This is a genomic window from Saccharopolyspora sp. 6V (assembly GCF_020176785.1).
Classification (GTDB): Bacteria; Actinomycetota; Actinomycetes; order Mycobacteriales; family Pseudonocardiaceae; genus Saccharopolyspora_C; species Saccharopolyspora_C gregorii.
Window position 1 is genome coordinate 1 of record NZ_JAIUKB010000118.1, and the last position, 16988, is coordinate 16988.

Sequence of the window (16988 nt, forward strand, 5' to 3'; positions counted from 1 at the left end):
GATTCGAGCAGGTCCATGAGCCGCCCGGCCTTGGCGAACCCGACGCGCGCCGTTCGCTGGCGCATTGATGTGGGCCCGACCTGGCGGGTGTAGGCGGGTTGCGTCGCCCGCCGCCGCACGAAGCGGTGGTGAATCAGTTGACGCACGGGATGGCGTCGGCGGTGATGTCGGGGGCGCGGTGGGCCGGGGTGGCGGCCTGGAGGCCGTCGAGGCGCAGGGGTGCGGGTGGGGCGAACTCCTCGGCGGCGTCGTCGAAGTCCTCGCCGAGGACCACGCGCACCTCGCCAGCAGGTTGCGACGGGTCCGCGGTGGTGGAGATGCCGCCGAGGTGCTCGGCGATGAAGCGGGCGACCTCGGCGTCGTCCGGGTGGTGCAGCACGCGGGAGCGGCCGGTCTCCGGTCCGTTGCCGACCTCGCCGACGGGGACGTCCGCGGCGAGCAGCGCGTCGCGGGTCCGGGCGGCCAGGCCGCCGACGTCCGTGCCGTTGAGCACGTCGACGGTGGTCGCGGCGAGCGCGGCCGGGACCGGCGGGGTGGGAGGCAGTCCGTCGTTGACCCGGGCGATGGTCATCCGGACCTGGTGCGGGTCGACCTGCACGGCCTGCCCGTCGGGAGTGTCGTACTCGGGGTCGACGATCGGGATGGTGCCGAACTCGATGTCGCCGCCGGCGAGGCCGCTCATCTCGGCGGCGAAGGCCAGCAGGTTCCAGTCCTCGTCGAGCACCACCGACCGTTCGACGGCGTCGAGCAGCCGCTGCAGCTTCACCGGGTTCGCCATGGTCCCGGCGGAGAGCACGCGCCGGGCGAACCCGGCGAGGAACGCCTGCTGCCGTTGCACCCGGTCGAGGTCGCCGCGCAGCAGGCCGTGGCGCTGCCGCACGAACGCCAGCGCATCGCCGCCTTCGACCTCCTGGCGCCCGGCCGCGAAGACGGCACCGGAGTACGGGTCGTCCACGGCCGCGTTCAGGCACACCTCGACGCCGCCGATCGCGCTGGTGAGCTCGTAGAAGCCCAGCAGGTTCACCTCGGCGACGTGGTCCACGTCGACACCGGTCAGCTGCTGCACGGTCCGCACGAGCAGATCGCGCCCGGCGGCCGAGGAGCGGCGCTCCAGCTCCGCCTGATCGGCCACGCCGTCCGCCACCAGCCGCCGCCGCTCCTGCGCCTTCCCCATCCCGTACGCCGCATTGATCTTGTGCTCGCCCTGGCCCGGGACGGCGACGAACGAGTCCCGGGGCAGCGAGTACGCGACCGCACGGCTCCGGTCGGCGGGCACGTGCAGCAGCATCACCGTGTCGGTGAGGCTCGATCCGCTGTCCCCGGTGCGCAGCTCTTCCAGCACCTCGGGCGGCAGCGGGTTCCCCTGCGCGTCGGTCCGGCCGTCCAGCCCGACCAGCAGCACGTCCACCGGGCCGCTGGAACCCGAACCGCCGGAGACCGCGCCCGGCAGCCGCCCCAGCGCGTTCCAGCCGTACCCGGTCACCAGCAGCACCAGCGCCGAGGCCAGCGCGGTCGCCGTGCGCGCGGCCACCCGCGGTCGTCGGCGGGCGGGGTGGGGCGAGGCGGTCGTCCGCGGCCGTCCGCGAACGGGACGCAGCGGGGCGGTCCGCTCCTGGTCTAACCGCGCCACGAACCCTCCTCGGCGAAACGGGCGAGCCGGTCCGGTTCGGTGGGCCGGTGGTCGATCGCGGACGGTTCGTCCGGGGACGGCGCGGCGCCCGGCCGACGCGCCCGGGACCGGTCGTGGTGGCGGCACAGCACCAGCGCGACGGCGAACAGCGCGCACAGCGCGGCGGCGAGGGCCAGCATCGAGATCGGGTCCTGCCCGGGCGTGGCGACGGCGGCGACGACGAACAGCCCGAACACGATGCCGCGCCACCAGCTCCGCAGCTTCGCGTACGACAGGATCCCCGCCCGGTTGAGCATCACCAGCACCAGCGGCAGCTCGAAGCTCAACCCGAACATGAACAGCATCAGCAGCACGAACCCGACGTACTCGTCCCCGGTCAGGGCGGTGAAGAACGCGTCCCCGCCGAACCCGACCATGAACAGCAGCCCCTCCGGGACCACGAAGTACGCGAGCAGCCCGCCGGCGGCGAACAGCACCGTGGCGAAGCCGACGAACTGGGCGGCGAACTTGCGCTCGCCCTCCTTCAACCCCGGTGTGATGAACGCCCACAGCTGGTACAGCCACACCGGGCTGAGCAGCACGGTGCCGACGGCGATCCCGACCTTCAGCTGCAGCACGAAGACCTCGAACGGTTTCGTCTGCAGCAGGCGGCACCGGCCTGGTTCCGGGCTGAACCGCATCTCCGGCGGCAGCGAGCAGTACGGCGCGAGCAGCAGGTCGCCCAGCGACGGCGCCCCGAACAGCGGGTGCGAGAACCACCAGAACCCGAAGGTCCCGCCGAAGACGACGGCGATCATCGCCACGCCCAGCCGGTACCGCAGTTCGCGGAGGTGGTCGACGAGGGTCATGGTCCCGTCGGGGTTGTGCCTCCTGCCCCACCGGCGGCGCGGGCCGCGGCCGTGGTTCGGGTGGCGCGGCGTCCTGGCCACTGCGCTGCTCTCCCGGTTCCCGTCAGCTCCCGGCCTCTTCGCGGCGTCCCCCCCGCGCCTCGGTGCCGCTCGTGCCCGGGGCCTGCTCGCCGGGGTTCAGCCGGCCCTGCGCGGCGCGCGCCGCGGCCTCGTCCTCCTTCATGCCGCGTGCTTCCGCCTTGAACACGCGCGCGGACTGCCCGACGGACCGCGCGAGGTCCGGCAGCTTGCCCGCGCCGAACAGCAGCACCACGACGCCGACGAGGAGCACCAGCTCCCACCCACCCGGCAAACTCACGATTCCCGCTCCTCCACTAGTCGGAAGGCGTGCGGGATGCGGCTCGGTCCACTGCGGACGGTCCACGGCAGGTGGGCACCGCTCCGGCGCGAGCCGGGGCCTCCGTCACCCGCACGGCCGATCCCAGTGTTCGCCCGCGCGGGAGGGCGCGGCAACGCGCGCGCCGTGATGGTTGCGATCGCGCGGCGCGATCGCGGCGGCGCTCAGTGCGCGTCCGCGACCTCCGGGTACGCGTCCGCGATCTCCGGGCGACCGGCCGCGGCGATCATGTCCACGAGCGCGCTCATCGGCGTGCCGCGCACCGGGATGCGTCCGCTGAGGACGAATTCGATCTGGTCCAGCGCCGGCAGTCCGCCTCGGACCGGCACCAGCCCGTCCGGGACGACGCTGCGCGCGAACACCGCGACGCCGAGCCCGGCCCGCACCGCCATGCTCAGCCCGTTGAGCCGGTCCGCGGTGCAGCTGACCCGCCAGGACCGCTGCGCGCGTTCCAGCGCGGACAGCGCGCGGGCGCGGGTGATGCTCGGTTCCGGGTACACCACCAGCGGGACCGGATCTCCCGGCACGATCCGGGTGTCCGGGGTGCCGACCCAGACGAGCTCGTCCCGCCACAGCAAGCGCCCGGACGGTTCGCTGCCCGGCTGCTTGATCAGCGCCATGTCGAGCTCGCCGCGTTCGAGCCGGTCGTGCAGCGGGGTGCTGAGCCCGGCGGTGAGGTCCAGGTCGACCCGCGGGTGCATCCGCTGGAACCGCTGGGCGATCTGCGAGAACCAATCGGAGACGAGGTCCTCGGACACTCCCAGCCGGACCCGCCCGCTGGGTTCCGGTCCGGCGAAGTAGTCCAGGGCCTGCTGCTGCCTGCCGAGGATGCCGCGGGCGAAGCCGACCATGGCCTCGCCGTCACCGGTCAGCTCCACGGTGTGGCTGTCGCGGACCAGCAGCGAACGGCCCACCGCCGCCTCCAGCTTGCGCACGTGCTGGCTCACCGCGGGCTGCCCGAGCCCGAGGGCGCGCGCGGCGCGGCTGAAGCCACCTGAATCGGCCACTTCCAGGAACGTCCGCAGCCAGACGGGATCCAACACAGGTCCGGGACATTACCACCGGGTCCCCGCGGCGAGCCCTCCGGCGGCGACCGGTGCGCCCGGTCACGCGCTCCGCCCCGGAGTCCGGCCGGAACCTGCTCCGGCCGCACCCGGCGGGGAAACCGCAGCTCAGCGCGGCACGATCCCGGCAGGTGGGACGCGACCGCGCCCGGGACTAGCCGGCGGCGCGGTCGCGTTGATCGCGGTGACCGGAGCGAGCGGACGGAGGGCGCCGTGCCTGAACTGGAAAGACCCCTGCGCAGACTGGGTTTCCTGACCATCGGGCTGTTCGACGGGGACGATCCGCGCCCCGGCCACGAGTCGACGCTGGAGATCGTCGAACTCGGCGAGCGGCTCGGCTTCGACATCGCGTGGGTACGCCACCGCCACCTGCAGTACGGCATCTCCTCCCCCACCGCGGTGCTCGCGGCGCTGACCCAGCGCACCAGCCGGATCGACCTGGGCACCGCGGTGATCCCGCTGGGCTGGGAGAACCCGCTGCGGCTGGCGGAGGACCTGGCGACCGTGGACGTGCTCTCCGGCGGGCGGCTGAACCCGGGGGTGAGCGCGGGGCCGCCGATGCACTTCGACCGGGTCCGCGGGGCGCTGTACCCGGACACCGCCGAAGCGGAGGACCTCGGCTACGGCCGGGCGGAGCGGCTGCTGGACTTCCTCGGCGGCGCACCCGTCACCGGGTTCAGCGGCACCGAGGGCATCGAGGTGTTCTCCGACCGGGTGCAGCCGCACTCACCGGGGCTGGCCGGGCGCGTCTGGTACGGCGGCGGCAGCCTGCGCTCCGCCGAGTGGGCCGGGCGGAACGGGCTGAACCTGCTGGTCAGCAACGTGGTCAAGGCGGAGCGCTCCGCGGACTTCGAGCAGGTCCAGCTGTCGCTGGTCGAACGGTTCCGCGCCCACCACCCCGACGGCGAGCGGGCCCGCGTCTCGCAGGGCCTGGTGGTCATCCCCACCGACAGCGCCACGCCCGCGCAGCGCGACAAGTACGCGCGCTACGCCGCCCAGCGGCTGCCGCGCACCACCACCACGCACGGCCCGGCCCGGATGATGTACGCGCCGGACCTGGTGGGCGACTCGGCGGAGCTGGCCGAGCGGCTCGCCGCGCACGCCGCGTTCCGGGCGGTCGACGAGGTGTCGTTCGCGCTGCCGTTCACCTTCGACCACGACGACTACGTGCAGATCCTGACCGACATGGCCACGAAGCTGGCACCCGCGCTGGGCTGGCGCCCGGCGGCGTGGGCCGGCACCGCCGGGGTCGCGGACACCGCCGGACGGCGCCGGATCTCGTACACCGCCGGGCGGCGCCGGGGCTTCCGGTCGCGCCGCGTCGGCGATTCGGGCCCAGCCGCGCAGTGTCGACGTTTCCGGCACCGCCGCGCCGCGTCGGCGATCCGGCCCCACCGCGCGGCTCCGGCGGTTCGGTTGAACGGCCCGGTCGCCGCGTCCAGGATGGCTGGTATGAGCCTCCGCCTGCGTGCCCTGGAACGCGACGACCTGCCGTTCGTGCACGGGTTGACGAACAACTCGCGGATCATGACCTACTGGTTCGAGGAGCCCTACGAGGCGCTCGTCGAGCTGCAGGACATCTACGACCGGCACATCCACGACACCCGGGAGCGCCGCTTCGTGATCGAGGCGGACGGCGAGCGCGGCGGCCTGGTGGAGCTCGTGGAGATCGACTACATCCACCGCAACGCCGAGTTCCAGATCATCGTCGCCCCCGACCACCAGGGCCGCGGGCTGGCCGCGGAGGCGACCCGGCAGGCGTTGGACTACGCGTTCGCGGTGCTCAACATGCACAAGATCTACCTGCTGGTGAGCACCGAGAACACCAAGGCGATCCACGTCTACGAGAAGCTCGGCTTCCGCACCGAGGGCGAGCTCCGCGAGGAGTTCTTCGCCGGCGGCCACTACCACAACGCGCTGCGCATGGGCGTCTTCCAACGCGACCACCTCGCGTGAGCCCGCTCGATCACCTCCCGTTCTCCGGATCGAGCGGCGTTCGAGCGAGGACGAGTTTGGTGGTGCGCGTCGCGTACGCGGCGGGAGCCGCGTCCCATTCGGCGGTGCGGGTGGTGACGCGTTCGGCGGGGAACCCGGTGCGCTCCAGGAAACCCAGCAGCTCGGGCAGAGTCGCGCGGGCGTGCGACACCCCGACGCGGAGGGTGCCGTCCATGGCGTACATGCGCATCAACGGCACCCGTGTCCCGGATCCCACGTAGTACCCGACCGCGGTGCAGATTCCCCCGGGCGCGAGCGCGCGCAGCGCGCGGCGGAGCCCGGCTGGGCGGGAGGTGGCTTCGACGACCACGTCGTAGCCCGTCCCGCCACGCCTCGCCGGGTGCGCACGCGCACCGAGGGATTCGGCGATCGCCCACCGCTCCGGGTCGTCGTCGAGGTAGTCGACGGCGGTGGCACCGTGCGCGGCGGCGAGACCGGCCGCGTACAGGCCGATGCTCTTCGCACCGCCGCCGAGGACCAGCACCGAACCCCCTTCGCGAGCGGTGAGGCCGGGGACTACGGCGCGCCAGGCGTCGGCGAGGTTGTCACTCGCGGCGGCGACCCGCGTCGAAGGAACCCCGTCGGGCACCGGCACCAGCATGTGCTCGGCGAACGGGACGCGGATCCGGTCGGCGACCATCCCGCCCCACTCCCCGCTGGCGGGCCCGAAGCCATAGGCCGCGAGGGTTCCGGCACCGACGGTCGTCCCGCACTTCGAGGTCAGCCCGCGCAGGCAGGCCGGGCACGCGCCGCACGAGATCGCCCACGGCACGACGACGCGCTGCCCGGCCCGCAGCCGCGCGACTCCCGGCCCGACCTCGACGATCTCGGCGACGCACTCGTGACCGATGGCGAACGGGCCCTGGAACGGCACCGAACCGCAGATGCTCCCGATGACGGGATCGACCAGCCCGAGCGCCATCCCCGCTTGCAGCGCCCGGGACACCGGCCGGTGGATCGGCAGCGTGTCGCCGTCGCAGCGCCCGGCGAGGAACGGACGGACGAGGGCGTCGCCCGGATCTTCGATCACGGGTTCCGCGCGCTCGTGCCACACGAGCCGCCCGCTGCGGCGGAACTGGAGCTCTCGCACCGCCGTCACACCTCCGACCCGGCACCGCGGACGAAGACCGGCTTGAGGTGCCGCTCCGGCAGGGCCGCGGGCAGGTTCTCCCAGTCGATCACCTCCGAGACCACTCGCCGCGGTTCGACCAACCCGGACCCGGCCAGTGCCAGCGCCTCGGGAAGGTGCCCGCGGACGTTGTCCCGCGCGATCCGCAGGGTCACCCCGGTCAGGTACATCTCCAGCAGCGGCAGCTCGCCCGGGCGGAAGTGGTTGCCCGCGCTTTCGCAGATCCCCTCCGGGACCAAGGAGCGCAGCGCGGTGGCGAGCTGCTCGACCCGCCCGGTCGATTCGATGGCGAGCTCGAAGCCGTGCGGGATCGGTTCGATCTCCGCCGCGGTCCGGGCGCCGAAGCCGCTGGCGATCTCGCGGTGCCGCGGTTCCGGATCCACGTGGAGGACGTCGGACGCACCGAGGGCTCGGGCGATGTCGCAGGCGTACAGGCCGATGCTGCCCCGCGTCACCACCAGCACCCGGGCACCGGGCCGAGCCTGCAAGTGCGGAGCGACGAGCCGCCATGCCAGCGGCCAGTTGTCGCTGGCGGAGGCCATCGCCACCGGGTCGAGCCCGGCGGGCAACGGCACCAACATCGCGTCCGCCCACGGCACGCGGACCAGGTCGGAGAACAGTCCGCCCCAGGAGCCGCCCAGCGGAGCGCCGAACATCGCCATGTGCGGAACGGAGGTGCAGTGCGCCGACAGCCCGGCGCGGCAGCGCTCGCAGGCGCCGCAGGCGATCGCCCACGGCACCACGACCCGATCCCCCGGGACTGCGCTCGTCACCGCGTCACCGACCTCCACGACCTCGGCGACGCACTCGTGACCGAGGGCGAAGGGTGGCTCGATCGGCCCGTGCCCGGCCAGGATGGCCGAATCGACGTCGCACGAGGTGGCGGCGATCGGTGCGACGATCGCGTCCTCGTCGGACCGCGGCCGGGGGTCCGGGACCTCTCGCCACTCGGCGGTCCAGCGTCCGACGTAGGTGAGCTCACGCATCGGAGCCTCGTTCCCCACCGGCGAGGGCGACCAGGTCCGCGTGCCGGATGATCTCGCCACCGGCGCCCCAGCTCCCGTCGGGCTGCTCGTGCACCAGCACCCACACCCGAAGCGCGGCCGCCCGGTCCAGGCCCGCGGCCCGGAGCACGATCTCGGTGACCTCGGCGACCAGCCCGGCCTTGCGACGTTCCGACAGCGCCCCCTGCGGCACCGTGACGTCGGCGCGGAAGCGGGGCTCGGCGTCGGCGGCGGTGATGAGCGCTCCCGCGGGCACTTCGCGCAGGTGGCTCCAGGCCAGCGAGCGGAAGAACTCGGTGTCCGGCGCACCTTCCCACTTCAGCAGGGCGGCGGCGAGGTCCCGCTGCACCTGGTTCCCCGTTTCCGGCGGCAGGACCCCCGCAGGGGTGGTCAGCTCGATCAACGGCATGTCCACGCTCCATCTATAACGACTGTCATAACGAGAGCGAACGCTATACTATGACGGCCGTTATAGCGAGGGGGTTTCGATGAGCGACACGTCGTCGCGACAGCAGCTGGTCGCCGGAGCCGCGGACATGATCCGGCGGCGCGGGCTGAACGCGACGAGCATTCGCGAGGTGGCCAAGCACTCGGGCGCCCCGCTGGGCTCCACCTACCACCACTTCCCCGGCGGGAAGGACGAACTGGCCGCCGAAGCCGTCCGGCACGCCGCCACGACGACGGCACGCGCGCTCGACGCGGCCCTGGAGACCGGCCCGGTGGACGGACTGCGCTCGTTCTTCGCGCTGTGGCGGGACATCCTGGTGCGCACCGACTTCCACGCGGGATGCCCCGTGCTGGCGGTGTCGGTGGAAGAACCGCAGTCGGGCGACGAACCGACCGCAGCGCTACGAGCCGCGGCCGACGCCTTCGAGGGGTGGGAGCACCGGCTCGCGGCATCCCTCCGCGCGCACGGCACCCCGGAAGACCGAGCCGCTCGCCGAGCCGCACTGGTCGTCGCGGCCGCCGAAGGGGCGGTCGCGATGAGTCGCGCCCGGCGCAGCACCCGTCCGCTCGACGACGTCGCCGCGGAACTCACCGAGCTGGTGGCCACCGGTGGATGAGGCGACCCTGGGCGACTTCGCGACTTGCGGGCGGTGGCGCGCCGCGAAGGAGATGCTGCCGGCTTTCGAGAAGTCCCGCCCGGGCGATCCCCTGCCGCGAGCGGCGATCGGGGCGGCGCAGGAGTTCGCCGACCGCGCGGAACCGGGTCGCGGAACGCGTGGCGACACTCGACATCGCACTGCGCAGAACGTCCACATCGGACTGAACCCGCGGCGGGTGGGCGCCGCGCCGGGCGCGCGTTCGGCGCGGCGCCGCCGGATCACCCCGGCCGGTTGCCGGTGGGGATGGAGATGCTGATCGGGTAGTCGCCGCGGGACAGGAACAGCAGCACCGCCTGCCGCAGCACCTCGTCGAACATCCAGTAGGCCTGCTGCGAACCGGGGAAGTGCTGCAGCAGCCCTTCGCGGACCGCGATGAACGGGCCCCACAGCGTGTTCAGCAGCGGGTCCCAGATCGGCTCGTCCGGGATCATCAGCCACCGCGCGACCTGGTCGCCGAGCATGAACCGGGTGAGCGCGCCGATCACGGGCCTGCTCAGGATGGAGCCGTCGATCTCCTTGCCGAAGTCCATCAGGATGTCGGCCAGGTTCACACCTTCGGCGGTGGGCGCGAGGATCGGGGTGAGCACCTGATCGGCCTGCAGGTTCGCCTGCTCCCAGGACGCGGGGATGTACTCGTCGGCGATGCCGAGCATGTGCGCGCACAGCTGCCAGGAGTGCAGGTACGCCTCGGATTCCTCCGGCGGGATCGGCACGTTCCACTCGACCATCTTGCGGTTCACGGTGGTGGCGAGGCTGTGCCAGGTGACCATCATGTCGGCCTGGCTGATCGGGATGTCCTCGGGCGCGACGTCGCTCCATTGCGCCGACTTCGGCAGCAGGTTGCGCACGCCGGCGTGGGTGAGGCGGGTCTTGACGCAGGTGACGATCATCGAGCCGTCGTCGGCGTAGGCGTTCGGGGTGCCGATGTCGTAACCGAGCTTGGCGGTCTTGGTGATGCGGTCCTTCATGTTCGCGCCGCCGTAGGAGTGGTAGACGGCGCGGGCCTCCTTGGGGATGACGGTGCTCATCATGCCGCTGGCCATGCCGTAGAGGACGCCGAGGTAGAGGCCGCGCTTCTCGTTGAACCGGTAGGCGAGGTCGAGCTTGCGCGGGTCCGCCCAGTCCGGCTTCCGGCGGGCTTCTTCGATGAAGTCCCGCAGTTCGGTGGGCAGGCCCTTCGGCAGGTCCTGCCCGTTGGTCGTCCACTCGCGCAGCAGTTCGTTGACGCGGGGTACCGCGCCGCTGTCGAGCAGCGATCCGACGAGGGGGTCGGCGACCTCGTCCCAGACCCAGCGCGGGTCGGCGCCTTCGCCGGTGCCGACGACGGAACCGCTGGGTTGCCAGGTCCACGCCATGGCGGGGGCGGCGGTGCTCAGCGCGCCGAGCGCTCCCAGTGCGCCGCCTGCCGCGAGCAGTCCGCGCCTGCCCACGAGTCCGCGTCCGCCCGGTTCGGGTGTGCCCTGTTCGCTCATGTCCTGAACTCCTCCTCGAGTCCTTGGATCGCGAGGTGCGGGGTGATCACGTGCAGCAGCGGCGTGCGCGGTGGAGCCGGTTCGGGCCGTCGCACCGGAGATCGCTGGTACGGTGAAACAAGATCCGCTACTGCGTATCAGGAAGCGAAGCACAGGACGCGCCCGGGCACCAGCCCCGGACCGGCGTGCGGCCCGCATTCCCGTCGTTCACCGCAATCCCGCTCGGGTGGGAGGAGGAGCACCGTTGCTCCGATGGCACGACCGCGGCGGGCGGACCCCGGTGGCGCGAACCGGGGATCCGGCGCCGCGGAACCTGTACTGTCCGAGATCATGACGCCGCACGACCCCGAATCGCTGCTGGAGCGCGCGTTCACCGAGGCCGTCGACCGCGTCGAGGACACCGACGAGACCACCGCGCGCGTCCTCGACGCCGCCTACGAGCAGTTCTGCCGCCTGGGCCTGCGGCGGTCCACCATGGAGGACGTGGCGCGCCGGGCCGGGGTCTCCCGGATCACCGTCTACCGCCGGTTCGCCACCAAGGACGCCCTGGTCGAACACGTGGTGCGCCGCGAGTTCCGCCGGTACTTCGACCGGTTCCTCGCCGACATCCGCCACGCCCGCACCGCCGCCGACCGGGTGGTGCTGGGGTTCGCGAGCGCACTGCGCGCCATCCGCGGCAACCCGCTCATCGGCGGGCTGATGGAGGTCGAACCGGAAGTGATGGTGCCGTCCATGCTCACCGACGGCGGGCGGACCATGGCCACCGTGCGGCGCTTCCTCGCCGAGCAGCTGCGCCGCGAGCAGCGCGACGGACACGTGCCGGAGCGGGTGGACGTGGAGGTCGTCGCGGAGCTGATGGTCCGCGTCTCGGCCTCGTTCCTGGTCACCCCCAGCGAGCTGGTCGACCTCGACGACGACGAGCAGGTCCGCGAGGTGGCCCGCCGCTTCCTCGTCCCGATGCTCGCCGAACCGGGCACCGGGTGAGCGGCGGGCGCGGGTCCGCGACCGACCGCGGCAGGCGCAGGACAGCGCTCGACCGCAGCAGGCGCGGGGCGGAGCTCAGCCGCAGCGGTCTCAGGGCCGCGACCGACCGCAACGGGCGCAGGGCCGCGACCACCCGCGGCGGACGTGGCGCAGCGATCAGCCGCGGCGGGTGCGGCGGCCGTCGTACTGCTGCTCGGTGACCGGTTCCAGCCAGCTGGTCTCGGGCCGGTCGTCCGCCGGCGCCTCCCACAGCGCGAGGTGCTCCATGAAGCGGTCCGGGGCGGCGCCGTGCCAGTGCTCCTCGCCGGGCGGGCAGTGCACCGTTTCCCCGGGCTGCGCCTCGAAGATCGTGCCATCGCGGGTGCCGACCAGCGCGACCCCGGAGACCACGTGCAGCGTCTGCCCCACCGCGTGGTGGTGCCAGCGGGTGCGGGCGCCGGGCGCGAAGCGGGTCAGGTTCGCGCGCAGCCGCGAGGGCTCGGTCCCGACGTGGATCACGTCGAACCACACGTCGCCGGTGAACCACTCGGCGGGTGCCCTGGTGGTGGCTCGCGGGCCGGTGAACTCCACGGCGTCTCCTCGGTGTCGGGCGGGAATCCGTGCCGACCACCTTAGGCGCCGCGCGCACGCCGGCGGCCGGCCCGCGGGTGCAGGCCGGCCGCCGGTTCGTGCGGAGTGATCAGCGGATGGCGCCGAGGGTCAGGGTGAAGACCTCCGGGTCACCGGCGTTGACCTTGCCGCTGTGGTCCTCGCCCGCGTTCGAGCTGACGTCGTCGTAGGCGAACGCGTAGCCCTTGCCGTCGGGCAGGTTCTCGTGCACCACGCGCGCGTAGTGGTTGGTGATCTCGTGCTGGTAGAACGTGGCCGGGTCCTCGTCCTGCGGCTGGTTCGGGTTGATCAGCAGCGTGGTGCGGTTGAACGCCGCCGCCAGCCGCGGCACGATCGCCAGGCGCTCCTGGGAGTCGCTCTCCGGGTTGTTCGCGAACGGGCCGCTGTTGCAGCCCCAGATGTCCACCGAGGACGGCTTCTCGAACCGCTCCGAGCCGAAGACGAACGCGTCGCCCTCGACCTTGCCCTCGATGACGCCGAGGTCGTCGCGCTGGGTGTCGACGAAGATCGACTCACCGGCGTACTTGGCGTACACCTCGTCCACGTAGGGTTCGAGGTAGCCCTCGAAGTCGGCGGCGCGGTGGTTCGGGTTGAGCACCCGGACGACCCTGCCGTCGGCCTCCTGCACCAGCTTCGGCCAGTTCTCGCCCTGGTCGCGCAGGCCCTGGGCGACACCGTCGAGCGCACCGGTGGGCATGCCCGGGACTTCCTGGTCACCGCTGCCGGCCTTCAGGTGCAGCGCGATCGGGGCGGCGACGAAGTCGACGTAGCTGATGTTCGCGTAGAGCTGCTCCTCGTTGAGGGTGAACTCGGCGAACGTCCAGTCCTTGCCGTAATTCGAGTCGTCCTCGGAGACGAAGTTGGGGTGCACCACGGAGGTCGTGCCGTCCGCGCCCTGCACCACCTGGAACTCCAGCTTGTCGTCGGTCACGAAGTACACCCGCGCGCCGTACATGCGCGGCACGGTGACCTCGACGCTGCCGTCGACCGGGATGGCGGGGTCCTCGCCCAGCGGCTGCGGCTCGGGGCCACCCGCCTCGGGGAAGTAGGAGGTGCCGTCCTGCCGGATGAACACGGCCTTCTTCTCCGCGTCCGAGAATCCGGCGATGTAGGCGTGCGCCGTGGTGCCGGAGTTGTTCTGCAGCACGAACTTCAGGGTTTCCGGAGCGGCCGAAGCGAACGGGGCGTTGATCGCCTGCACCCAGAACGGCGTGGTCAGCGCCGCAGCGGAATACCCGAGAAACCGCCTACGAGAAACCATGGGGTTACCTCCAGAGACAAACTTGACCACCTCGGAAGGCGGTCGATCTTCTCGTGATCGATCCCGAAAGTCTGGCGGTCTAGACCTGCACTCGATACCTCCAAAAGGAGTACGTATTCACCAGCTTCAAACACGAATCAACGCGACCGCACACTGAGATGGGAAAATCAAGAACGCGGCGACATCCAGCCACAAAACCGGGAAATCCGACCGCATGGCGGGACAGCACGCGAACGACGGCGATTCCATTCCCGGAAGCACGACGAAAGTCGGAACGGGACCTCACACCGAAGTCTGATTGCGCGGAACGGTGCCGGGCACCGCCGAACCGCGCGTCCACGCGGGACGGAGCTCGCGGAGGCCGGGAGCAGCGCGTGAAGAACGACCCGTCGGCGGGCCGCGCGGAGCGGATCAGGAGGCGGGTGCCGGAACGGCCGACGCACCGCCGGGGGAGATCACCCCTCGCCGCCGGAACGGATCGCACACCCCGCACGGCCGAAGCGGATCACGCACCCCCGCGCAGAACCGGCACCGGGTCGCACCCCAGCTCCGGATCCGCCCCCACGAACCGCGGTCAGCCCGCCGAACCGGGCTCGTCGACCAGCAGCACCAGCACCCGCCGCAGCTCGTCCTGGAGCCGTTCGATCTCCTCGTCGGCGCCCGCCAGCGCGAGGCGCAGCCCCCGCTGGAAGATCCCGTCGATCATCGCGTAGGCGATCCCGGACGAGGTCGCGGGCCGGACCTGCGCGAGCTCGGCGCAGCGGCCGATCACCTGCCAGATCATCTCCTCGCGGCGCCGGTCGATCTCCTCGACGTCCGCGCGGAAGGACTCCTCGAACAGGCTCTGGTTGCGCAGGTCGTACCACAGCCGGTGCAGCGGGGCGTCGGTCCGCATCGAGGCGAAGAACTCGTCGATGAACCCGTCCCGCAGCTCGGGCGCGCTGGTCGCCTCCGCGATCACCCCGTCGTAGCGGGTCACGCAGACGGCTTCGTACTGGCGGACGGCACGGGTGATCAGGTCCTGCTTGTCGGCGAAGTAGTAGTGCAGGACTCCGTGGGAGAACTCGGACTTCTGCGCGATCTCGCGCAGGCTGGTCCGCGCGTACCCGAGGTCGGCGAGCGTGTGCAGCGTCGCCACCGCGAGCTCCGTGCGCCGCACCTCGAACTTGTCGACCTGGCGGCGGGCCACCTTGTTCCGCTTCGTCTCCGCGACCTCGGTCACTTGCCCGTCCTGTCGGCTGGTTCCGGCTGACGCCACAGTCTAGCGCCCCGGTCCGCGCGCTTTCTTGACAAGCGTCCAAAAAATTCTTGACGACTGTCCAAAAACTTGCCTACGGTGTGATCCGCGCCGCACGGACGATCTTCCGGCCCGTGCGGCTCCCCCCGATCTCAACGAGGAGATTTCCGGATGAGCAGTGATGATCTGACCGGCCGAAGAGCACTGGTGACCGGCGGCGCGCGCGGACTCGGCGCCGGCATGGCCGAGGCGCTGGCGCGGGCCGGCGCCGCCGTGGTGATCGGCGACGTGCTCGAGGACGAGGGCGAGAAGACGGCCCTGGCGCTGCGCGAAGCGGGCGCCGACGCCCACTTCGTGCCGCTCGACGTCACCGACGACGACAGCTGGGCCGAGGCCGTCCGGCGCACCACCGGAGCCATCGGCGGGCTCGACGTGCTGGTGAACAACGCGGGCGTGGAGATCAGCAGTCTGATCGCCGACCTCGACCCGGCCGACGTCCGCCGGATGCTGGAGGTCAACGTGCTCGGCACGTCGCTCGGCGTGAAGCACGGGTTCCGCGCCATGCGGCCCGGCGGCGCGGCCGGGCAGGGCGGGGCGATCGTCAACATCGCCTCCGTCGCGGCGACCATCGCCTTCCCCGGCATCGCGCTGTACTCGGCCACGAAGTCCGGCATCGACCGGCTCACCCGCGTCGCCGCCGCCGAGTCCGGGAAGCTCGGCTACGGGGTGCGCGTGAACTGCATCTACCCGGGACTGACGCCGACCACGATGGGCAACCAGCTCGCGGTGGACTGCGCCGAGCTGGGGTTGTTCCCCTCCCCCGAGGCCGCCGCGGAAGCCGTCGTGGGCCTCACCCCGCAGGGCCGCCTCGGGCAGGTCGACGACATGGCCGACGCCGTGGTCTTCCTCGCCTCCGACGCCGCGAAGTTCATCACCGGGGCCGGGCTCCCCGTCGACGGCGGCATGGGCATGTGACCGGGTCTCCCCCACCAGCACGGAAGGAAGCAGTTCATGGCCACTGACAAGAAGGTCGTCGTCTACGGCGCCTCCGGTTACACCGGACGCCTCATCTGCGAGTACCTGCGCGAATACGGCATCCCGTTCCTGGCGGCGGGCCGCAACCGGCAGCGGGTGCAGGACGCGGTGGACGCGGTCCCCGGCATCGACACCGTCGAGCACGACGTCGTCGAGGTCGAGCACACCGCCGAAGCCCTCGCCGAGCAGTTCCGCGGCGCCTCGGTCGTGCTCAACACCGTCGGCCCGTTCGCCCGCTTCGGCCACGAGGTCGTGCAGGCCTGCCTGGAGATCGGCGCGCACTACACCGACACCAACGGCGAGCAGAACTGGATGATCGACGTCGAGCAGCGCTACGGCGCGGCGTTCGCCGATCGCGGGCTGCTGCTCACGCTGGGGCTCGCGCAGATGTACACCATCGGCGAGATCGCGGCGAACATCTGCCTGGAGACGCCGGGGCTGGACACGCTGGACATCCAGGTGTTCTGGAAGGGCCACCCCACGGTCGCCTCCACGAACACGATCCTCACCAACGCGGTGCTGGCCGACGCGTTCTACCTGGAGCAGAACGAGTACGTGCCGTGGCCCGCCGACCGCGGCACCTACGACGTGGTGGTGCCCGGCCACCACGAGGTCGGGCTCGCGCTGCCCTGGGGCGGCACCTCGCACCCGGTGTGGTTCAAGAACGACCCGCGGGTGTCGAACGTGCGGGCGCTGGGCGGGGTGTTCGACCGGTCGCTGATGCAGGCGGTGCCGCAGATCGTGGCCTCGGCGATGGAGCAGATGGAAGGCCTGTCCACCGAGCAGAAGCTGGCGATGATCGACGAGATCTCCGCCGGGGTGCGCAGCGAGATGCCGCCGCGGGAGAACCCGCGGATCAACACCTCGCTGGACTCGGTGCACGCCTCCGGGCCGCTGGGGCGCGCGCACTGCGTGATCCACGGCAACTGCAACTACAAGCAGACGGCGCTGCTCAACGCGCACGCCGCCGCGGAACTGCTGCAGCAGCCGCCGCGGAAGGTCGGATTCGCCTCCAGCTGCCAGGCGTTCGGGCACCGGGAGCTGCTGGGCACGCTGCGCGCGTTCGGCCTGGTCCTCGACCCGATCCTGGAGGTCCACCGCTGATCGGTGGCGGCGGGCCCCCCCCCCCGCGGGCCGGGGGGCGCCCCCGGGCCCCGGGGGGGGCCCCCGCCCCCCCCCCCCCCCCCCCCCCCCGAACCCCCCCCCCCCCGGGGGCG

The 16988-nt window shown here is 72.1% G+C and carries 16 protein-coding genes and 1 pseudogene; 6 read left to right on the plus strand and 11 right to left on the minus strand.

The genetic code is table 11. The annotated features are described in order from the left end of the window. Positions 1–133: 133 nt before the first annotated feature. The 4 genes from LCD35_RS22015 to LCD35_RS22030 all read right to left on the minus strand — a co-directional run bounded on the left by LCD35_RS22015 (position 134) and on the right by LCD35_RS22030 (position 3918). Positions 134–1531 carry an LCP family protein gene (locus LCD35_RS22015; protein WP_225044760.1) on the minus strand — a complete coding sequence of 466 codons (1398 nt, stop codon included), beginning with the start codon at positions 1529–1531 and terminating at the stop codon, positions 134–136. Between the two features lie 86 nt (positions 1532–1617). Next, the gene (tatC, locus tag LCD35_RS22020) at positions 1618–2559 is read right to left on the minus strand and encodes a twin-arginine translocase subunit TatC (protein ID WP_374108125.1); all 942 of its coding nucleotides are present in this window, start codon (positions 2557–2559) and stop codon (positions 1618–1620) included. Positions 2560–2581: 22 nt separating this feature from the next. After that, positions 2582–2836, minus strand: coding sequence for a Sec-independent protein translocase subunit TatA (gene tatA / locus LCD35_RS30545; protein ID WP_308011311.1), 255 nt, complete (start codon positions 2834–2836; stop codon positions 2582–2584). A 203-nt stretch (positions 2837–3039) separates the two neighbouring features. Then, a complete protein-coding gene (locus LCD35_RS22030) occupies positions 3040–3918 on the minus strand; it encodes a LysR family transcriptional regulator (protein WP_224967770.1) in 879 nt (292 codons plus the stop codon). A gap of 243 nt (positions 3919–4161) precedes the next feature. Here LCD35_RS22030 and LCD35_RS22035 point away from each other — a divergent pair. Both LCD35_RS22035 and speG read left to right on the plus strand, forming a co-directional pair. Further along, positions 4162–5157: pseudogene (locus LCD35_RS22035) on the plus strand (LLM class flavin-dependent oxidoreductase); the annotation flags it as partial. A gap of 234 nt (positions 5158–5391) precedes the next feature. Continuing rightward, positions 5392–5895, plus strand: coding sequence for a spermidine N1-acetyltransferase (gene speG, locus LCD35_RS22040; protein WP_224959930.1), 504 nt, complete (start codon positions 5392–5394; stop codon positions 5893–5895). Positions 5896–5905: 10 nt separating this feature from the next. Here speG and LCD35_RS22045 read toward each other — a convergent pair whose 3' ends face one another. The 3 genes from LCD35_RS22045 to LCD35_RS22055 are packed head-to-tail and all read right to left on the minus strand — an operon-like array spanning position 5906 to position 8476. Then, positions 5906–7024, minus strand: coding sequence for an alcohol dehydrogenase catalytic domain-containing protein (locus LCD35_RS22045; protein ID WP_224967768.1), 1119 nt, complete (start codon positions 7022–7024; stop codon positions 5906–5908). 5 nt (positions 7025–7029) lie between these two features. Beyond that, complete coding sequence (locus LCD35_RS22050) at positions 7030–8049, minus strand: zinc-binding dehydrogenase (protein ID WP_224967766.1); 1020 nt, start codon at positions 8047–8049, stop codon at positions 7030–7032. Beyond that, positions 8042–8476 carry a tautomerase family protein gene (locus tag LCD35_RS22055; RefSeq protein WP_224959924.1) on the minus strand — a complete coding sequence of 145 codons (435 nt, stop codon included), beginning with the start codon at positions 8474–8476 and terminating at the stop codon, positions 8042–8044. The genes LCD35_RS22050 and LCD35_RS22055 overlap by 8 nt, the downstream gene beginning before the upstream one ends. A 79-nt stretch (positions 8477–8555) precedes the next feature. Between LCD35_RS22055 and LCD35_RS22060 the strand changes: the two genes are divergently transcribed. Beyond that, the gene (locus LCD35_RS22060; protein ID WP_224967762.1) at positions 8556–9131 is read left to right on the plus strand and encodes a TetR/AcrR family transcriptional regulator; all 576 of its coding nucleotides are present in this window, start codon (positions 8556–8558) and stop codon (positions 9129–9131) included. Between the two features lie 260 nt (positions 9132–9391). Here LCD35_RS22060 and LCD35_RS22065 read toward each other — a convergent pair whose 3' ends face one another. Continuing rightward, a complete protein-coding gene (locus LCD35_RS22065; protein WP_224959922.1) occupies positions 9392–10645 on the minus strand; it encodes an oxygenase MpaB family protein in 1254 nt (417 codons plus the stop codon). Between the two features lie 330 nt (positions 10646–10975). Between LCD35_RS22065 and LCD35_RS22070 the strand changes: the two genes are divergently transcribed. Beyond that, positions 10976–11629 carry a TetR/AcrR family transcriptional regulator gene (locus LCD35_RS22070; RefSeq protein WP_224967758.1) on the plus strand — a complete coding sequence of 218 codons (654 nt, stop codon included), beginning with the start codon at positions 10976–10978 and terminating at the stop codon, positions 11627–11629. 156 nt (positions 11630–11785) lie between these two features. Here the strand turns inward: LCD35_RS22070 and LCD35_RS22075 are convergent, their stop codons facing one another. The 3 genes from LCD35_RS22075 to LCD35_RS22085 form a co-directional block, all read right to left on the minus strand. Then, positions 11786–12199 (minus strand): cupin domain-containing protein, encoded by a 414-nt coding sequence (locus LCD35_RS22075; RefSeq protein ID WP_225044761.1) that lies wholly within the window; start codon positions 12197–12199, stop codon positions 11786–11788. Positions 12200–12308: 109 nt separating this feature from the next. Beyond that, positions 12309–13499 carry a glycoside hydrolase family 64 protein gene (locus tag LCD35_RS22080; protein ID WP_224967754.1) on the minus strand — a complete coding sequence of 397 codons (1191 nt, stop codon included), beginning with the start codon at positions 13497–13499 and terminating at the stop codon, positions 12309–12311. Between the two features lie 574 nt (positions 13500–14073). Further along, complete coding sequence (locus tag LCD35_RS22085) at positions 14074–14721, minus strand: TetR/AcrR family transcriptional regulator (RefSeq protein ID WP_225044762.1); 648 nt, start codon at positions 14719–14721, stop codon at positions 14074–14076. Positions 14722–14907: 186 nt separating this feature from the next. On the opposite strand from LCD35_RS22085, the gene LCD35_RS22090 reads away from it, so the two are divergent. Continuing rightward, positions 14908–15711, plus strand: coding sequence for an SDR family NAD(P)-dependent oxidoreductase (locus LCD35_RS22090; protein WP_224959913.1), 804 nt, complete (start codon positions 14908–14910; stop codon positions 15709–15711). Between the two features lie 36 nt (positions 15712–15747). Beyond that, positions 15748–16875 (plus strand): DUF5938 domain-containing protein, encoded by a 1128-nt coding sequence (locus LCD35_RS22095; RefSeq protein WP_224959912.1) that lies wholly within the window; start codon positions 15748–15750, stop codon positions 16873–16875. Positions 16876–16988: the final 113 nt, after the last annotated feature.

Excerpts from the sequence above, each read along its gene's own strand:
- speG (WP_224959930.1), top strand. The coding sequence starts at position 5,392 with ATGAGCCTCCGCCTGCGTGCCCTGGAACGCGACGACCTGCCGTTCGTG.
- LCD35_RS22050 (WP_224967766.1), bottom strand. The coding sequence starts at position 8,049 with ATGCGTGAGCTCACCTACGTCGGACGCTGGACCGCCGAGTGGCGAGAG.
- LCD35_RS22055 (WP_224959924.1), bottom strand. The coding sequence starts at position 8,476 with ATGCCGTTGATCGAGCTGACCACCCCTGCGGGGGTCCTGCCGCCGGAA.
- LCD35_RS22060 (WP_224967762.1), top strand. The coding sequence starts at position 8,556 with ATGAGCGACACGTCGTCGCGACAGCAGCTGGTCGCCGGAGCCGCGGAC.
- LCD35_RS22065 (WP_224959922.1), bottom strand. The coding sequence starts at position 10,645 with ATGAGCGAACAGGGCACACCCGAACCGGGCGGACGCGGACTCGTGGGC.
- LCD35_RS22070 (WP_224967758.1), top strand. The coding sequence starts at position 10,976 with ATGACGCCGCACGACCCCGAATCGCTGCTGGAGCGCGCGTTCACCGAG.
- LCD35_RS22080 (WP_224967754.1), bottom strand. The coding sequence starts at position 13,499 with ATGGTTTCTCGTAGGCGGTTTCTCGGGTATTCCGCTGCGGCGCTGACC.
- LCD35_RS22090 (WP_224959913.1), top strand. The coding sequence starts at position 14,908 with ATGAGCAGTGATGATCTGACCGGCCGAAGAGCACTGGTGACCGGCGGC.
- LCD35_RS22095 (WP_224959912.1), top strand. The coding sequence starts at position 15,748 with ATGGCCACTGACAAGAAGGTCGTCGTCTACGGCGCCTCCGGTTACACC.